This is a genomic window from Streptomyces sp. NPDC091282 (assembly GCF_044757385.1).
In the GTDB taxonomy this organism is placed as follows: Bacteria; Actinomycetota; Actinomycetes; order Streptomycetales; family Streptomycetaceae; genus Streptomyces; species Streptomyces gramineus.
This window is the reverse complement of record NZ_JBIVUX010000003.1, coordinates 390,823-406,006: the sequence shown is the minus strand read 5'-3', so window position 1 is coordinate 406,006 and position 15,184 is coordinate 390,823. Positions and strand designations below refer to the sequence as shown.

Annotated in this window: 16 protein-coding genes; 3 read left to right on the top strand and 13 right to left on the bottom strand. The window is 71.2% G+C overall.

Annotated elements, in window-relative coordinates; translation table 11 throughout:
* Positions 1 to 166: 166 nt before the first annotated feature.
* Together ACIQOE_RS15685 and ACIQOE_RS15680 are read left to right on the top strand one after the other, a co-directional pair.
* Positions 167 to 454, top strand: coding sequence for a hypothetical protein (locus ACIQOE_RS15685; protein ID WP_351318388.1), 288 nt, complete (start codon positions 167 to 169; stop codon positions 452 to 454).
* Between the two features lie 222 nt (positions 455 to 676).
* Positions 677 to 964 (top strand): hypothetical protein, encoded by a 288-nt coding sequence (locus tag ACIQOE_RS15680; RefSeq protein WP_351318386.1) that lies wholly within the window; start codon positions 677 to 679, stop codon positions 962 to 964.
* 62 nt (positions 965 to 1,026) lie between these two features.
* Here the strand turns inward: ACIQOE_RS15680 and ACIQOE_RS15675 are convergent, their stop codons facing one another.
* The 13 genes from ACIQOE_RS15675 to ACIQOE_RS15615 form a co-directional block, all read right to left on the bottom strand.
* Entirely contained in the window at positions 1,027 to 1,377 is a 351-nt protein-coding gene (locus ACIQOE_RS15675) for a hypothetical protein (RefSeq protein ID WP_351318384.1), read from the bottom strand.
* 205 nt (positions 1,378 to 1,582) lie between these two features.
* Positions 1,583 to 1,870, bottom strand: a complete 288-nt coding sequence (locus ACIQOE_RS15670) for a hypothetical protein (protein ID WP_351318382.1) — start codon at positions 1,868 to 1,870, stop codon at positions 1,583 to 1,585.
* A 96-nt stretch (positions 1,871 to 1,966) separates the two neighbouring features.
* Positions 1,967 to 2,332, bottom strand: coding sequence for a hypothetical protein (locus ACIQOE_RS15665; protein ID WP_365554711.1), 366 nt, complete (start codon positions 2,330 to 2,332; stop codon positions 1,967 to 1,969).
* Positions 2,333 to 2,339: 7 nt separating this feature from the next.
* Positions 2,340 to 2,585, bottom strand: a complete 246-nt coding sequence (locus ACIQOE_RS15660) for a hypothetical protein (protein ID WP_351318378.1) — start codon at positions 2,583 to 2,585, stop codon at positions 2,340 to 2,342.
* Positions 2,586 to 2,749: 164 nt separating this feature from the next.
* Positions 2,750 to 4,162, bottom strand: a complete 1,413-nt coding sequence (locus ACIQOE_RS15655; RefSeq protein WP_365554714.1) for a condensation domain-containing protein — start codon at positions 4,160 to 4,162, stop codon at positions 2,750 to 2,752.
* A 123-nt stretch (positions 4,163 to 4,285) separates the two neighbouring features.
* Positions 4,286 to 5,236, bottom strand: a complete 951-nt coding sequence (locus ACIQOE_RS15650) for an ABC transporter substrate-binding protein (RefSeq protein WP_365570711.1) — start codon at positions 5,234 to 5,236, stop codon at positions 4,286 to 4,288.
* Positions 5,237 to 5,238: 2 nt separating this feature from the next.
* Complete coding sequence (locus tag ACIQOE_RS15645) at positions 5,239 to 7,173, bottom strand: ABC transporter permease (protein ID WP_401411928.1); 1,935 nt, start codon at positions 7,171 to 7,173, stop codon at positions 5,239 to 5,241.
* Complete coding sequence (locus ACIQOE_RS15640; protein WP_401411926.1) at positions 7,173 to 8,375, bottom strand: glycine betaine/L-proline ABC transporter ATP-binding protein; 1,203 nt, start codon at positions 8,373 to 8,375, stop codon at positions 7,173 to 7,175. The genes ACIQOE_RS15645 and ACIQOE_RS15640 overlap by 1 nt, the downstream gene beginning before the upstream one ends.
* The gene (locus ACIQOE_RS15635) at positions 8,375 to 9,901 is read right to left on the bottom strand and encodes a GMC family oxidoreductase (protein ID WP_401411924.1); all 1,527 of its coding nucleotides are present in this window, start codon (positions 9,899 to 9,901) and stop codon (positions 8,375 to 8,377) included. Before ACIQOE_RS15635 ends, ACIQOE_RS15640 begins: the two co-directional genes overlap by 1 nt.
* Positions 9,902 to 9,966: 65 nt before the next feature.
* Positions 9,967 to 11,478, bottom strand: a complete 1,512-nt coding sequence (locus ACIQOE_RS15630; RefSeq protein ID WP_365554726.1) for an aldehyde dehydrogenase family protein — start codon at positions 11,476 to 11,478, stop codon at positions 9,967 to 9,969.
* A 165-nt stretch (positions 11,479 to 11,643) separates the two neighbouring features.
* Positions 11,644 to 12,378 carry a DUF2637 domain-containing protein gene (locus ACIQOE_RS15625; protein WP_365570700.1) on the bottom strand — a complete coding sequence of 245 codons (735 nt, stop codon included), beginning with the start codon at positions 12,376 to 12,378 and terminating at the stop codon, positions 11,644 to 11,646.
* Between the two features lie 32 nt (positions 12,379 to 12,410).
* Positions 12,411 to 12,575 carry a hypothetical protein gene (locus ACIQOE_RS15620; RefSeq protein WP_351318362.1) on the bottom strand — a complete coding sequence of 55 codons (165 nt, stop codon included), beginning with the start codon at positions 12,573 to 12,575 and terminating at the stop codon, positions 12,411 to 12,413.
* Between the two features lie 162 nt (positions 12,576 to 12,737).
* Positions 12,738 to 13,655 carry a LysR substrate-binding domain-containing protein gene (locus tag ACIQOE_RS15615; protein WP_401411921.1) on the bottom strand — a complete coding sequence of 306 codons (918 nt, stop codon included), beginning with the start codon at positions 13,653 to 13,655 and terminating at the stop codon, positions 12,738 to 12,740.
* 100 nt (positions 13,656 to 13,755) lie between these two features.
* Here ACIQOE_RS15615 and ACIQOE_RS15610 point away from each other — a divergent pair, with 100 nt between their 5' ends.
* A complete protein-coding gene (locus ACIQOE_RS15610; protein ID WP_401411919.1) occupies positions 13,756 to 15,159 on the top strand; it encodes an MFS transporter in 1,404 nt (467 codons plus the stop codon).
* The last annotated feature ends 25 nt before the right edge of the window (positions 15,160 to 15,184 follow it).

Sequence of the window (15,184 nt, the reverse complement as noted above, 5' to 3'; positions counted from 1 at the left end):
CGGCCGAGGTGTCCGCAGCGACGCGATACGGCTTTCGGGTGCTTTCACTTAATGATCGCGAAATCGGCGCGTCGTTGCCATCTTTGGAGTATTTCGTACTAATCTCCCGTAACTGTAACAAGTCGATCCCCCCACAGATCGCACCCACTCACTCCCCGGAGATGACATGCGTAAGCTTCGCAACGTTGCCGTCCTGGTCGCCGCTATCGGCAGCATCGGACTCGTCGGCGGCACGGCCCACGCCGACCAGGGCGGCAGGGGCGGCGAGCACGGCGACAAGTTCAACATCACTCAGAGCTCCAACTGCAAGTCGCACGACCTGAACCTGGACGTCCTCGGCGAGGTCGGCCTGCTCAACGGCCTTCTGGGCAACGCGCTGAACGGCGAGGGCAACCCGGGCGCCCAGGCCACCGACATCGGCTCCACCATGGGCTGCAACAACAGCGCCTTCTGAAACACCTGATCGGCACGCAGACGCCGGTCGACACAATGGTCCCGGTGCCGGGCGCAAAACCCGGCACCGGGACCATTCGTATGTACCGGCGGAACCCAGAGGTGGTGAAAATCAACGGAGTTCGGCGCGCCGCTGGAATATCTCGGTTATTTCGTATCAATCTTCAGCTCAAGGAGGCCGGTCTTTGGAAGATCGCCTCTACCCCACCTCAGCGGAGATGAAATGCACAAGGTACGTATGGCCGCCGTCCTCTTCGCCGCGTTCGGGAGCATCGGGCTCCTGGGCGCCGGCGCCGCCCACGCCGACCAGGGCGGCGGGAAGCGGGGCGACAGCTTCGACATCCGGCAGAGCAGCACCTGCAGGTCGCACGACCTGAACCTGGACGTCCTCGGCGAGGTCGGCATCCTCAACGGCCTGGGCGGCAACCTGCTGAACGGCGAGGGCAACGCCGGCGCCCAGCAGAGCCACCTCGGTTCGGACATGGGCTGCAACAACAGCTTCGGCAGGTAGGCACAGACGACGGATCCCGGTACCCGGCGACAAGCCGGGTACCGGGATCCGTCGTTCGGCGCTCAGAACTCGAAGTGCGGCTTCTTGAAGCCCTTGGGCAGCTCCGCCTTGTTGGAGCAGTCCACCTCGGGACCGGCGCTCGTGGAGCCGCTGCCCAGCAGTCCGTCCTCCGGATACACCACGCTGGGCCGGTCGACCGTCGTGCAGTCCTGCGTCTGCTTGATGACGTGCGTGCCGTCCTTGTCGCTGTGGATCTCGCTCTTGCGGATGCAGACGGTGTCGCCCTGCGCGTTGGTCTTGCAGTCGCCGGAGCGCCCGTCCGCGTACGCGGAGGCGTGTCCCGCGCCGACGCAGATCGCCGCGAGACTCCCGACGAGCCCCGTGACGGTGGCAATCTTCTGCCGAGTCAACATGTGGTGCTTTCCTTTGCGAGAAGGGCCCGTCCGCATGCCGTCGCCGGCGCGCGTCGGGCCCGAGAAGGTCGGATACGACAGGACGACGGCAGCCCGGACGCATGCCCCGAGGGAGCAGTGCGTCCGGGCTGCCGTCGCCACGGGACACCCCTCGGCAAGTCGCCGAGAGGAACCCGGAGTTCGTGCGATGTTCCCCGGTACGTCGTTACTCGCCCTCGCCGCCCTGCTGCTCGCCGTAGCCCTGCTCGGGGCCCTCGGGACCCTCGGGACCGGCCTTCTGCTCCTCGGGCTGGCCCTCCGGCTGACCCTGCGGCTGGACCTGCGGGCCGTAGTAACCGCTGCCCACGGCAACGGCGTTGGCCGACGAGTTGGCCACGGCGGTGACGCCCTGGCCCGCGTCCCCGCCACCGGCGGCGAAGCTCGCCCCGGCACCGACGAAGGACAGACCGGCAACGGCCGCCGCTACGACCGCGGCACGCTGAAACTTACGCATGATGTGACCCTTTCTTCTCCGGGCAGGACAGCCCGGTTCGACTACGCAGTGTGAGCATATACACACATTACGTAGTCATTCAGGATCTACACTCGCTCATGTCGCGTCGTCTTCGTGCGCCGTCGTCGCCTGCCAGTGCCGGGCATGCCGGTCCTCGCGGGTGCCGTTCGATCCCCAAGTGGTCGGGGAACAGGTCACCTCGGGTCCCAGGCGCGCCCGGCCGTTGCCGAGCACGGCGGGCACCGTCAGGGGCTGCACCGGCTGGCAGGTGTCCTGGTGGGGCGGCAACTCACCCTCGGGCACCTCGCCCTTGAACCGCTGGGAGCAGCTGAGGTTGCCCAGGAGGTCACGGGTGCACGCCCCCGGGGCCGCCGCGGCATGCGCCTGGGCGATGCCCGCACCGGTCGCCAGGAGGCCGCCGACGACCACCGAGAGAGCCGCGATCTTCTTCCGGTTCACCATGCCGGACTCAGCCGGTGAAGGCGTTGTTGTACTGACCGCAGGTGGTGTCCGTGGTGCCCGCGAGACCGAGCACGGCGACCGGGATGTCGTTCTCGGCCACCGTCTGCGGGCTGCACTCCTGGTAGGGGCGGTAGAGGTCGGCCACCTGCAGCCCGTTGCCCGAGCTGTCGGCGACAGCGGTGCCGGCGCCGAGGGCAGACAGGCCGCCGGCCGCCGCCACCGCCGCGAACACGACCTTCTGAAGCTTGCGCATGGAAACCTCGATTCTTTTCCTGTACATCGAGACCGATTGCCTAGCGTGACCGCGCAAACACTAGCAGTAGCGGCATGCGACGTACCGCACCCAATGGGTCGATGAGTTGACGTTCGCCGCATAATGCCGCGATTCCAATACGGTCGTATCAGAGGGAAGTTGACTCAGAGCAGTTCGGGCTGCGCGGTGCGCAGGTGACCGGTCGCCGGTACGGAGGCGATCACGTCCCGCAGTCTCTCGGCGTACCGGCGCACGTTCTTGTAGGCGATCTCGGTGTCCGGGTACCGGCAGGCGAACCACAGGCCCTCGTGGAGGCGGCTGACCCAGGCGCACACCTGGTCGCCGTAGGACACCCGGATCAGGCCGTACGTCTTCTGCTCGGTCCAGCCGTCCGAGCCGGGGGTCGGGCGGGCGTCCGTGTACGAGACGATCGAGTACAGGTCGGGCGAGGTCGGGCGGAAGTCCGTGCCGAGCAGCCGCAGTACGCGGGCCAGCGGGATGCGGGCCAGCGAGCGGTTGGCCCGCAGTTCGGAGCGGACCGTGGCGAGCGCGCCGTCGAAGTCCCGGGCCGCCGGCACCTCGATCGGCGCGCCGCCGACGTACCAGCCCACGGAGTCCGACCACTCGGACTTCAGCCGGGTGTGGAACGGCACGACCGTCCGGTAGACCGGCCCGCCGCCCAGTTCGTGGACGATCAGGCTGGTCGCGGCCAGGATGCCCACCAGGCTGCCGCCGTAGGGCCGGCAGTACGCCTCGAACGCGGCCGCGGTGTCGGCGTCGACGAGCGGCTCGCACATCAGCTTCTGGGCGGGCAGCGCGCCGCCGGGCCGCAGACCGAGGTCGACCGGGAACTCCGGGAGCCTCCCGTCGCACCGGCCGATGAACTCGCGCCAGCGCCCGACGATCGCGTGGGTGTCGTCGATCCCGTCCGCGTTCGCCCGCTCCTGCCGGCAGAAGTCCACGTAACTCCCCACCGGCGCACCGGTGACGGGCCGACCCGCGCGGGAGGCCGTGTACAGCCCGTGGATCTCGTTCGAGGTGAGCTGGAGGGAGTAGGCGTCGACGTTGGTGTGGTCGAAGGCCATGTACACGCTGGTGGAGTCGTCGCGGACGACCGCCGCGTAGATGAGGTTCGGCCAGCCGAGCGCGTCCGCGGCGACGTCGAACCGGTCCTGGAGGTACCGGGTCAGCACGTCCGCGTCGGCGAAGTCGCCGACCTCCTCGCGGTGCAGCGCCACGTCGTCGGCGTCCAGGGTGAACCGGCGCATCTCCTCGTCCACCATCCGGAAGCCGCTGCGCAGCGTCTCGTGCCGCAACGTCCAGCCGCGCAGGGCCTCTTCGAGCGCGTCGAGGTCGGCCCGGCCCGGCAGGTCGAACGCCGTGCCGAGCCAGGTCGGCACGAACAGGCCGTCCTCGCGCACCGCCCGCGCCGTCCTGATGTGCGACTCCTGGATGTAGGCCGGCGGCCGTGGATCCGGTGGGAGCGCTGTCGCCGCCGCGACGGTCGCCGGGCTGAACGTCCACTCCACTAGCCGTCCGGGCCGGACCTCGCAGCGCTGAATGTCAGAAATTCGCACGATGGCGTCTCCTTCACAGAAGACACCAGCTTGATCAAGTCCCGGCCGTGCGCGAGCGACGGCCGCTGTGTCGCCCGGTTTTCAGCGGGACGTGTGACACCTCGAACGAGTTGGCGGGGCGGTTCAGGAGAGCCACTTCTTCCACACCGAAGGGTGAGTGCGCACCCACTTCTCGGCGGCCTTCTGAGGGCTCAGCTTCTGGTCGGCGATCATCAGCGAGACCTGGTTCTGGTCCTCGGTCGTCCACCTGAACTTCTTCAGGAAGGCCGCCGCCCGGCCGCCGTCCTTCGCGAAGTCCGCGTTGAGGTACTTCTGCAGCGGGGTGTGCGGGTAGGCGCAGGCGATCTCGGCCGCGTCGGCGTCGCACCCCTCCTTGTACGCGGGCAGCTTCACCTCGGTCATCGGCACCTTCTCGAACAGCCACTGGGGCGAGTACCAGTAGGTCAGGAAGGGCTTCTTCTCCTTGGCGAACTGTTTCATCTGGGTGATCTGGGCGGCCTCCGAACCGGCGAAGACCACCTGGTAGTCCAGCTTCAGGTTCTTCACCAGCGCCTTGTCGTTGGTGACGTACGAGGGTGAGCCGTCCAGGAGTTGGCCCTTGCCGCCGCTCTCCGCGGTGCGGAAGAGGGAGGCGTACTTGTTGAGGTTCTTCCAGTTCGTGATGTCGGGGTGCTGCTTGACCAGGTAGGTCGGCACGAACCAGCCGATGTGCCCGGTGACCCCGAGGTCCCCGCCGCGCCCGATGGTCTTCTTGTCCTGGACGTAGCGCTTCTCCTGGTCCGGGTGGCCCCAGTCCTCCAGGATTGCGTCGACGCGGCCCTGGCTGAGCGCGTCCCAGGCGGGCACCTCGTCCACCTGCACGGTGTCGACGCGGTAGCCGAGTTCGTGTTCCAGCAGGTACTGGGCGACGGCGACGTTGGACTGCGCGCCGACCCAGGACTGCACGGACAGGGTCACGGTCTTCGACCCCTGCGCGTTGGCGAAGGGCGAGGCCTGCTTGGTCATGTCGGCGGCACCGCAGCCGGTCGCGAGGACCAGCACGCAGGCGGTGGCCGCCAGAGGCGTGCGGCGCATGGTCAGGCTCCCTTCGTCGTACGGCGGTCGGTGGGCTGGGTGACCCGGTCGAGCATCAGGCCCAGGCAGACGATGGCGGCACCGGCCACCAGTCCGGTCGCCAGGTCGCCCTGGGCGAGACCGAAGGCGACGTCGTAGCCGAGCGCACCGCCGCCGACCAGGCCGCCGATGATGACGACGGCGAGGACCAGCACCACGCCCTGGTTGACGGCGAGCAGCAACGCGGGCCGGGCGAGCGGGAGCTGGACCTGCCACAGCTGCTGCCGGCCGGTCGCGCCCAGGGACCGCGCGGACTCCAGGGCGGCGGGGTCGACCTGCCGCAGGCCCTGCGCGGTGATCCGTACGACGGCGGGCAGCGCGTAGACGACGGCGGCCGCGACGGCCGGGGCGCGGCCGACGCCGAACAGCGCGACGACCGGGATCAGGTACACGAACTGCGGCATGGTCTGGAACACGTCCAGGACCGGGCGCAGGGCGCGTTCGACGCGGTCGCTGCGGGCGGCCGCGATGCCGGTGGCGATGCCGATGACGAGCGTGACGGCGACGGCCGCGAGGACCTGGGACAGCGTGTCGAGCGACTCCTCCCACACGCCCAGTACGCCGATCGCGGCCATCGCGAGGACGGCGGTGAGCGCGGTGCGCCAGGTGCCGATCAGCCAGGCCAGGGCGGCGACGACGAGCAGCACCGACCACCAGGGCAGCCACTGCAGGCCGGACCGGACGGGGTCCAGGATCCAGGTGGTGAAGTGGGCCGCCCAGTCGGCGGTGCCGCCCACGACCGGGACGCCCGAGTACAGGTGGGCGGTCATCCAGTCGACGGCGCGGTTGACCGGTTCGGCGAAGTTCAGGGTCCAGCCCGCGGGCCAGTCAAGGCCCCCGAGGAGACGGGCGGCGACGGCGACCGCGACGGTGGCGGCGAGGGCGTAGAGGAGGCCGGCCCTGCCGGGGCGGGTGTCGTCCCGGTCGCCGGCCGCGGCGGTGATGCGGTCCAGGACGACCGCGAGGAGCACGATCGGGATGCCGGCGGCGAGGGCCGCGCCGACGTCGACGGAGGCCAGCGCCTGGTAGACGCGGTCCCCGAGGCCGCCGGCGCCGATGACGGAGGCGATGACGGCCATCGACAGCGCCATCATGATCGTCTGGTTGAGGCCGAGCAGCAGTTCCTTGCGGGCCAGCGGGATGCGCGCGGTCAGCAGCCGCTGCCGGCGGGTGGCGCCGAGGGACTCGACGGCCTCCAGGACCTCCGGGTCGGCGCCGCGCAGGCCGAGGGCGGTGAGCCGGGCCATCGGCGGGGCGGCGTAGACGACGGTGGCGAGGACGGCCGCGGGCACGCCGATGCCGAAGACCAGGACCACCGGGAGCAGGTAGGCGAAGGCGGGCAGCACCTGCATGGTGTCCAGGACCGGGCGCAGGGCGCGGTGCAGCCGGTCGGAGAGACCGGCGCCGAGGCCGAGGACCAGGCCGACGGCGACGGACGCGAGGACGGCCACGACCATCAGCGCGAGGGTCTGCATCGTCGGCACCCACATGCCGAGGAGACCGCAGGCGAGGAACGCGGCGGCCGTGCCGGCGGCGAGCCGGAGGCCGGCGACGCGGTGCGCGACGGCGGCGGCCAGCACGGTGACGCCGGGCCAGCCCGCGGCGAGCAGCGCGAGGTAGACGACCCGGACGGTCAGCACGACGGCGTTGCTGATGTAGCCGAGGAAGTAGAGGAAGAGGGGGTGGGTGTCGCGGTTGTCGATGACCCAGTTGCTGGCGGAGGTCAGCGGCTTGGAGAGGTCGACGGTGAGGCCGTGCGGCCAGGCGGCGGACGCCCAGTGGGAGTGCGCGAGCGGCACGAGGACGGCCGCCACCACGGCCAGGGCGAGCAGCTTGCGCACGGCCTGGCTGGCGGGCAGCGGTATTCGACGGGGCGTCGGGACGGTGACGGTCGCCATCACACACCCTCCGGGCTGGTGCGGGGCGCCGGGGGCTGCGCTTCCCCGCGCTCGTGGGGTGCCGCCATGGCCGCCTGTGCCGCGCCGGTGGCAGGGCCGACCGGTCCCCGCTCGCCCGCGGACGGGCCACCGCCCGCGTCGCCCTTCGCCACGACGCCGAGCAGCGTGTCCGCGTCGACGACGCCGACGCACCGGTCCCCGTCCACGACCCGCGCCGGAGCGCCCTCCGCGGCCACCAGGTCGATCGCCTCGGAGACCGTCGCCGCCGGGCTGACCACGGGTCCGGCCGAGGCCTCCCCGTCCACCGCCGGCCTCATCGCGGAGCCGACCGTCAGGACCTGCTCGCGCGGGACGTCCCGTACGAACTCCCGGACGTAGTCGTCGGCCGGGGAACCGACGATCTCCTCCGGCGTGCCGAGCTGCACCACCCGGCCGTCCCGCATCAGCGCGATGCGGTCACCGAGCTTGAGCGCCTCGCTCAGGTCGTGCGTGATGAAGACCATCGTGCGGCCCTCCTCCTGGTGCAGGCGGACCACCTCCTCCTGCATGTCCCGTCTGATCAGCGGGTCGAGCGCGCTGAACGGCTCGTCGAAGAGGAGGACCTCGGGGTCGACGGCGAGCGCCCGCGCCAGTCCGACCCGCTGGCGCTGGCCACCGGAGAGCTGGGCGGGGCGGCGCTGCTCCATGCCGTCGAGTCCGACCTTGGCGACGACCTCCGCGGCCCGTGCGCGCCGCTCGGACCTGCCTACGCCCTGGATCTCCAGGCCGTAGGCGACGTTGTCGAGGACGGAGCGGTGCGGCAGCAGTCCGAAGTGCTGGAAGACCATCGCCGCGCGGTGCCGGCGCAGCTCGCGCAGCCGGCCCTTGTCCATGGCCCGGACGTCCTCGCCGTCGATGGCGATCGTGCCGGAGGTGGGCTCGATGAGCCGGGTCAGGCAGCGGACCAGCGTCGACTTCCCGGAGCCGGACAGGCCCATCACGACGAAGACCTCGCCCTTGCGCACGTCGAAGGAGACGTCACGGACGGCCGCCGTGCAGCCGGTGCGGGCCCGCAGCTCGGCGGGCGCGAGGGCGGCGAGTTCGGGGTCGCCGGGGATCTGGCCGGCCTTCGGGCCGAACACCTTCCACAGGCCGTCGACGGAGAAGACGGGGGTCGAGGCGGGGGGTGTGGCGGAGGCCGCCACCGGGGTCGTACTGGTCATCACGCACCGCCCTTCAGCAGGTCCACGGCCCTCTCGCCGACCATCAGCACTCCGATCATCGGGTTCACGGCCGGCATGGTCGGGAAGACGGAGGCGTCGGCGATCCGGATGCCGTCCAGGCCGCGGATCCGCAGCTCCGGGTCGACGACGGCCCCTGCGTCGTCCGCCGCGCCCATCCGGCAGGTGCCGGCCGGGTGGTACACGGTGTGCGCCACCTTGCGGGCGTACTCGCCGAGTTCGGCGTCGCCGAGGATCTCCGGACCCGGGCACACCTCGCGCTTCAGCCAGCCGGCCAGCGGCTCGGTCTTCGCGATCTCGCGGGCGATGCGGATGCCGTCGACGAGGGTGCGGCCGTCGTAGTCGTCCTCGTCGGTGAAGTAGCGGAAGTCCAGGGCGGGCTTCTCCGCCGGGTCGGCGCTCTTGAGGTAGAGCCGGCCGCGGCTGCGCGGCTTGGGGATGTTCGGGGTCATCGAGACGCCGAACTCCGGCCGCTCGTAGCCCAGTCGCTCCGGGTTGTCGGTGAACGGGATCTGGTAGAAGTGGAACATCAGGTCCGGGCCCGCGTGTTCGGGGTCGCGGCGCACGAACAGGCCCGCGTCGGAGTCCATCGCGGAGTTGTCGGGGATCGGTCCGTTCGTCTCCCAGACGATGACCGACTCGGGGTGGTCGAGGAGGTTCTCGCCGACGCCCGGCAGGTCGAGCACGGCCGGGATGCCGAGCGCTCGAAGGTCCTCGGCCGGGCCGATGCCCGAGTGCAGGAGCAGCCGCGGGGAGTCGACGGCGCCCGCGCACAGCACGACCTCGTTGCGGGCCCGTATCAGCAGTTCCTCGCCGTCCTTGGTGCGCACGTGCACGCCCTCGGCGCGGGTGCCGTCCAGCTGGAGCCGGTAGGCCCAGGTCTCCAGCAGGAGCGTCAGGTTGGGCCGCTCGTCCATCACCGGGTGGAGGTAGGCCACCGAGGCGCTGGAGCGCTTGTTGTCCTCGGGGTGGTAGGCGAGGTCGAAGAAGCCGGCGCCTTCGGTGAACGGCTTCTGGTTGAAGCCCTCCACGCGCGGGACGCCCAGCGCCTCCTGGGCCGCGTCGACGAAGTCGCGGGCGATGGCGTTCCGGTCCTTCTCGTCGACCGGGACGATGTTGTTCAGGAGGCGGGCGTAGTACGCCTCCATCGGGACCGCGCCCCAGCCGTCGGCGCCGGCCGCCTCCCACTCGTCCCAGTCGGAGGGCAGCGGCTTGAAGGCGATGAGCGTGTTGTGGGACGAGCAGCCGCCCAGGACGCGGGCCCGGCTGTGCCGGATGTGGGAGTTGCCGCGCGGCTGCTCGGTGGTCGGGTAGTCGTAGTCCAGCTCGCCGCCGAGCAGGCCCATCCAGCGGCGCAGGGTGAGGACGTCGTCGCGGCCGACGTCGCTGGGGCCGCCCTCGATCACGGCGACCGTGACGTCGGGGTTCTCGGTGAGACGGGAGGCTATGACGGAACCGGCGGTTCCGCCGCCTATGACGACGTAGTCGTAGGTGTGGGACTGGGACATCGGGGGTGCTCCAAAAGCTTCCGGGACCTCGGTGAGGCAGCCGCGTACGGCGGTCGGGTGAGGGCTCAGCCGGCGAACCAGCGCACCGGCCGTGGCGCGAGGTTCTGGTAGATGTGCTTGGTCTCGCGGTACTCGGCGAGTCCGGCGGGCCCCAGCTCGCGGCCGGTGCCGCTCTTCCCGAAGCCGCCCCACTCCGCCTGCGGGAGGTAGGGGTGGAAGTCGTTGATCCAGACGGTGCCGTGCCGCAGCCGCGCCGCGACCCGGCGGGCGCGTCCGGCGTCGGCGGTCCAGACGGCACCGGCCAGGCCGTACTCGGTGTCGTTGGCGAGGGCGACCGCCTCGTCCTCGGTGCGGAAGGTCTCCACGGTGAGGACCGGCCCGAAGACCTCCTCGCGGACCACCCGCATCTCCCGGTGGCACTGGTCCAGGACCGTCGGCTCGTAGAAGTAGCCGCCCTCGGGGCGGTCGGCGGACGGTTCGGGGCGCTTGCCGCCGGAGCGCAGGACTGCGCCCTCGGCGAGCGCCGACGCCACGTACTCCTCGGTCTTGGCGCGCTGCTGCTCGGAGACGAGCGGTCCGCACTCGACGCCGTCGGCCGTTCCGCGGCCGAGGCGGATCCGGGCGGCGCGGCGGGCGAGTTCGGCGACGAACCGTTCCCGCAGCGGCTCCTCGACGATCAGCCGGGCGCCGGCCGAGCAGACCTGGCCGCTGTGGATGAAGGCGGCGTTGAGGGCCTGGTCGACGGCGGTGTCGAAGCCTTCCTCGGTGGCGCAGGCGTCGGCGAAGACCACGTTGGGGTTCTTGCCGCCGAGTTCGAGGGCCACCTTCTTGACCGACACGGCGGCCGCCTGGGCGACCTTGACGCCGCTGACCAGTCCGCCGGTGAAGGAGACCAGGTCGACGTCGGGGTGGTCGGCGAGGCGGGCGCCGACGCTGTGCCCGGGGCCGGTGACGATGTTGGCGGCTCCGGCCGGCAGCCCGGCCTCCGCCAGCAGTCCGATCAGCGCGACGGTCGTCAGCGGGGTGATCTCGCTCGGCTTGATCACGAAGGTGTTGCCCGCCGCGAGGGCCGGAGCGATCTTCCAGCTCGCCTGCAGCAGCGGGTAGTTCCAGGGCGTGATCAGGGCGCAGACACCGACCGGCTCGTGGACGACGACGCTGTGGATGTCGGGCGAGCCCGCGTCCACCACCCGGCCCGCGCCCTCCGCCGCCACCAGGTCGGCGAAGTAGCGGAAGGCGTCGGCGACGCAGTCGATGTCGACGCGGCCCTCCTCGACGGTCTTGCCCGCGTCCCGGCTCTCCAGCAGGCCCAGCTTCTCGCGGTCGCGAACGAGCAGGTCGGCCACCCGGCGCAGCAGGGCGGCCCGCTCGGCGAGAGCGGTGCGCGGCCAGTCGCCGGTGTCGAAGGCGCGCCGGGCGGCGGCCACCGCCGCCTCCGCGTCCTTCTCGTCACCCTCGGCGACCACGGCGAAGGGCAGGCCGTCCGCGGGGTCGATGATCTCGCGCGTCGCGCCGGAGACGGCTGCCAGCCACTCGCCTCCGACCTGGATGGTCGCTTGTGCCGTTCGGTCCGCCATGATCGGTATTGCCTTCCGTTCCTGTTCAGTGCCCCTGCGTGACAGAGGGGTCACCCTCGGGGACCGTCACCGCATGCCCTCGGACGGGGATTGCATGCGCAATCGGCGGCCGAAAGTGCGCTGTCTCACTGAACAGCCGGACGTACCGGCACAAAAGGGCCTCTCTCAGGCCGCGGAATCCGCCGACTCGGTGTGCGTGGCGTGCCGGGGCCTGCTCTTGGCCGAGATCTGGCCGACGAGTTCCCAGAAACACACGAGTGCAGTCACGGGCGGAATCCCGAAAATGACTAACGACAACAACGCGTGGGACGAGTGGCTGACGCAGAGCACCACGGCCAGGACGGAGGCGGCCAGCACCACGCACCAGGACCGGCGGGCGCTGCGGCGCTGCGCGGTGGCGCGCAGGACGGACAGGGCCGCCACGAACCACGGGCCGTACACCGTCAGCGGCCAGTACTGGGCGAGCCCCGCGGGGAGCATCGACGACGCGATCCCGCGCAACTGCCCGTACGAGTAGCACAGGGACCAGGTCAGCATGCAGACCGCGCACAGCGAGACCGCCGCGATCAGGAACGTGATGTGGGTGACGCTCCGGCCGCCGTCGAGCAGGTGCGAGTCGTGGCGGCGGACCCGCCGGCGGCTGCTCCTGCGCTGCGCCGGCACGTCCAGCAGGGTGGGAGCCGAGCTGACGCTCACGGTCGGCGCGGACAGCATCTGCGCCAGTTCCTCGACCGGGTCCCAGTCGCTCGGCGCGGTGTCCTGCTCCGGAGCGGCCCAGGTGTGGTCGTACAGGCCCGGATGGTCGTAGAGGCCGGGGTGCTCGTAGCGCCCGGGGTGCTCATGGAGACCCGGGTGGTCGTAGAGACCGGGATGGTCGTAGAGACCAGCGTCGCGCTGCATCCCGTCCATCGATAAAACCTCCGCACCCTGCTTCAGAACGCTGCGTACAGATCCGCCAAGGTCCGCCGATAATCATTTTCCAGCACTTTGATTCTCGTCAGGAAATCATCGAGCAGGTCCGAACATGAAGTGATTTCCATATTGCCGGGCCAGCGGAGCGCGGTGGTCGGGTGGTCTTCGGCGGTGATCCAGTCCAATCGCGTCACAGTCACCTAACGACCGTCGATCGGAGCAGGATTTGGAGCGTTCGGGGGAATTGAGTCACCCGGAAGAGGAACCGCGGAATACAGGCAGGCAATTACATTCCGCGGATACTGGAATTAAATGAACGAAGCCCCGGACGTGCGCCGGCCGGGTGGTCACGGACCGGCCAGCAGTTCCCGCACGCGGTCCCGGAGCCAGGCGTGCGCCGGGTCGGCGTCGTGGCGGGGGTGCCAGGCCAGGCCGATGCCGATCGGCGGCAGGTCCAGCGGCACCTCGAAGGTGACCAGGCCGAGCGCGGCGGCCAGCGGCGCGCTCCAGGCGGCGATCAGACCGATCAGGTCGCAGTCACGGAACGTGAACAGGGAGGCGGGGAAGGTGCCGACGGTGCCCACCACCCGTCGCTCCAGGCCGAGTTCGGCCAGCCGGGTGTCCACAGGACCGTGCAGCCTGCCGCGCCGGGAGACATTCAGGTGACCGGCCGCGGTGGCGTACCGCGCGGGCGTCAGCTCGCCGTCCAGGAGCGGGTGACCGGCCCGTACGACACCGATCATGCGGTCCTCGCGGAGGTACTCCACGCGCACCTCGGGCAGGTCGGTGTCGACCACCCCGACCTCCAGGTCGGCGGTGCCGTGCCGCAGGACCGGCACGTCGACGTGGCTCTCGGCGAGGAACCGGATGCGGATGCCAGGGGCCTCGGCGGCGGCCCGGGCGAAGAGCGTCGCGCCATGGGTGGCGGCGAACGCGTCGTGGCCGATGATCGTGAACGTCCGCGAGACGGTCCGCAGGTCGGTGTCCCGGCCCGGCGCGAACAGCGCCCGCGCCCGCTCCACCACCGCGCTCACCTCGGCACGCACGGCCAGCGCGTGCGGGGTCGGCACCATCGCGCGGCCGGCCCGCACCAGCACCGGATCGCCGAGCGCCTTCCTGATCCGGCCGAGGGTGCGGCTCATGGCCGGTTCGGACAGGTGCAGCCGCCGCGCGGCCCCCTGCACGCTCTGCTCCTCCAGCAGCACGTCCAGCGCCACCAGCAGATTCAGGTCGAGGCCGCCGGACGCCCCGGTGGATTGCGTCATACGCAGTCGTCCCTTGCAAAGCTTGCACTGGAAAGCAGGTCAGTGCCGACCCTACGGTGACAGGGCACCCCACACCACCACCGAGCTCCCGGGAGGAGCCGTGCCCACGCACGCCCTGAAACGCCTGACCCTGCTCACCCTGTGCGCCTGCGTGCTGGTCGCGCAGAGCATGGTCGCCGCCGTCAACCTGCTCATCCCGCAGCTGACGTCGTCGTCCCTGCACCCCTCGCACAGCGCGGTCCTGTGGACGGTCGACGCCTACGTCATCGCCTTCGCCGGGCTGCTGATACCGGCCGGCGCGCTCGGCGACCGGTACGGCCGCAAGGGCGCCCTGCTCGCCGGCCTCGCCCTCTTCGCGGCGGGCGCCGCCACCAGCGCGTCGGCGCCGGACGCCGCCGTCCTGATCGCGGGCCGCGGCCTGTCCGGTGCCGGAGCCGCCCTGATCACCCCGGCCACCCTGTCGATCCTGGTCCAGCTCTCCGCCCCCGAGCGGCGCGCTCACGCCCTGGCCTCCTGGACCCTGGCGATCGGCCTCGGCGGCGCGGCCGGCAACATCGGCGGCGGCCTGGTCGGCCAGTTCCTGTCCTGGCGGGCCCTGTTCGTCGCCATGGTCCCGCTCGCGGCCCTGCTCGCCCTGGCCGTCGCCGTCACCACCCCGCGCACCGAGCGCTCCGCGCGCAGCAACCTGGACCCGCTGGGCACCCTGTTCCTGACGACGGGCCTGCTGGCGGTGCTGTTCGGCATCATCGAGGGCCCGGCCCACGGCTGGACGTCCGCGCCCATCCTCGGCTCCTTCGCGGCCGGCGCCGCCCTGACCGCCCTGTTCACCGGGCACGCCCTGCGCTCGCCGAAGCCCCTCTTCGATCCGCGCGTCTTCGCCTCCTCCCGGCTGCGCGCCGCCTCCCTCGGCACCGCGACCGGCTTCTTCGGCCTGTTCTCGCTCTTCTTCCTCAACTCGCAGTACCTGCAAGGCGTCAAGGGCTACGACGCCGCCGTCACCGGTGTCGCGATCATGCCGCTGACCGTCGGCATGGCCCTGGTCCCGAAGCTCGCCGCCCGCTGGGCCGGCCGGCCGCGCCCGGTGGTCGGCGCCGGGCTCGCGCTGATCGGCCTCGGCCTGCTCGGCGCCTCCACCGTCGACGCGTCCACACCGTACGGGGTGTACGCCTGCTGGCTGCTGGTCATCTCGGCCGGCACCGGCCTGTCCATGCCCGCCCTGACCCTGGGCGTCGTCACCTCGCTCCCGCCCCACCAGGCGGGCCTGGGCTCGGGCCTCGGCACCACGGCCCGCGAGACCGGCGCGGCCCTCGGTGTCGCGGTCACCGGCACGATCCTGTCCGCCCACGCCGACCTGGCCTCCGGCATGGGCCCGGCGCTGCGCACCGTCTCGCTGCTGGTGCTCGCGGCGACCGTGCTCGTGGTGGCCGGTTACCGCGACCGCACCCCGACACGTACTATCGCGTCCGACCGGGAACGCGTACTGTCGCGTTCATCCGGTGCCTGAGCAACTCCCCTCACCACACGGCCCG

What these genes read in the sequence shown, in the direction of transcription:
- ACIQOE_RS15685 (WP_351318388.1), top strand. Translation starts at nt 167, where the DNA reads ATGCGTAAGCTTCGCAACGTTGCCGTCCTGGTCGCCGCTATCGGCAGC.
- ACIQOE_RS15645 (WP_401411928.1), bottom strand. Translation starts at nt 7,173, where the DNA reads ATGGCGACCGTCACCGTCCCGACGCCCCGTCGAATACCGCTGCCCGCC.
- ACIQOE_RS15635 (WP_401411924.1), bottom strand. Translation starts at nt 9,901, where the DNA reads ATGTCCCAGTCCCACACCTACGACTACGTCGTCATAGGCGGCGGAACC.
- ACIQOE_RS15675 (WP_351318384.1), bottom strand. Translation starts at nt 1,377, where the DNA reads ATGTTGACTCGGCAGAAGATTGCCACCGTCACGGGGCTCGTCGGGAGT.
- ACIQOE_RS15650 (WP_365570711.1), bottom strand. Translation starts at nt 5,236, where the DNA reads ATGCGCCGCACGCCTCTGGCGGCCACCGCCTGCGTGCTGGTCCTCGCG.
- ACIQOE_RS15660 (WP_351318378.1), bottom strand. Translation starts at nt 2,585, where the DNA reads ATGCGCAAGCTTCAGAAGGTCGTGTTCGCGGCGGTGGCGGCGGCCGGC.
- ACIQOE_RS15630 (WP_365554726.1), bottom strand. Translation starts at nt 11,478, where the DNA reads ATGGCGGACCGAACGGCACAAGCGACCATCCAGGTCGGAGGCGAGTGG.
- ACIQOE_RS15640 (WP_401411926.1), bottom strand. Translation starts at nt 8,375, where the DNA reads ATGACCAGTACGACCCCGGTGGCGGCCTCCGCCACACCCCCCGCCTCG.
- ACIQOE_RS15670 (WP_351318382.1), bottom strand. Translation starts at nt 1,870, where the DNA reads ATGCGTAAGTTTCAGCGTGCCGCGGTCGTAGCGGCGGCCGTTGCCGGT.
- ACIQOE_RS15625 (WP_365570700.1), bottom strand. Translation starts at nt 12,378, where the DNA reads ATGCAGCGCGACGCTGGTCTCTACGACCATCCCGGTCTCTACGACCAC.
- ACIQOE_RS15680 (WP_351318386.1), top strand. Translation starts at nt 677, where the DNA reads ATGCACAAGGTACGTATGGCCGCCGTCCTCTTCGCCGCGTTCGGGAGC.
- ACIQOE_RS15665 (WP_365554711.1), bottom strand. Translation starts at nt 2,332, where the DNA reads ATGGTGAACCGGAAGAAGATCGCGGCTCTCTCGGTGGTCGTCGGCGGC.
- ACIQOE_RS15615 (WP_401411921.1), bottom strand. Translation starts at nt 13,655, where the DNA reads ATGACGCAATCCACCGGGGCGTCCGGCGGCCTCGACCTGAATCTGCTG.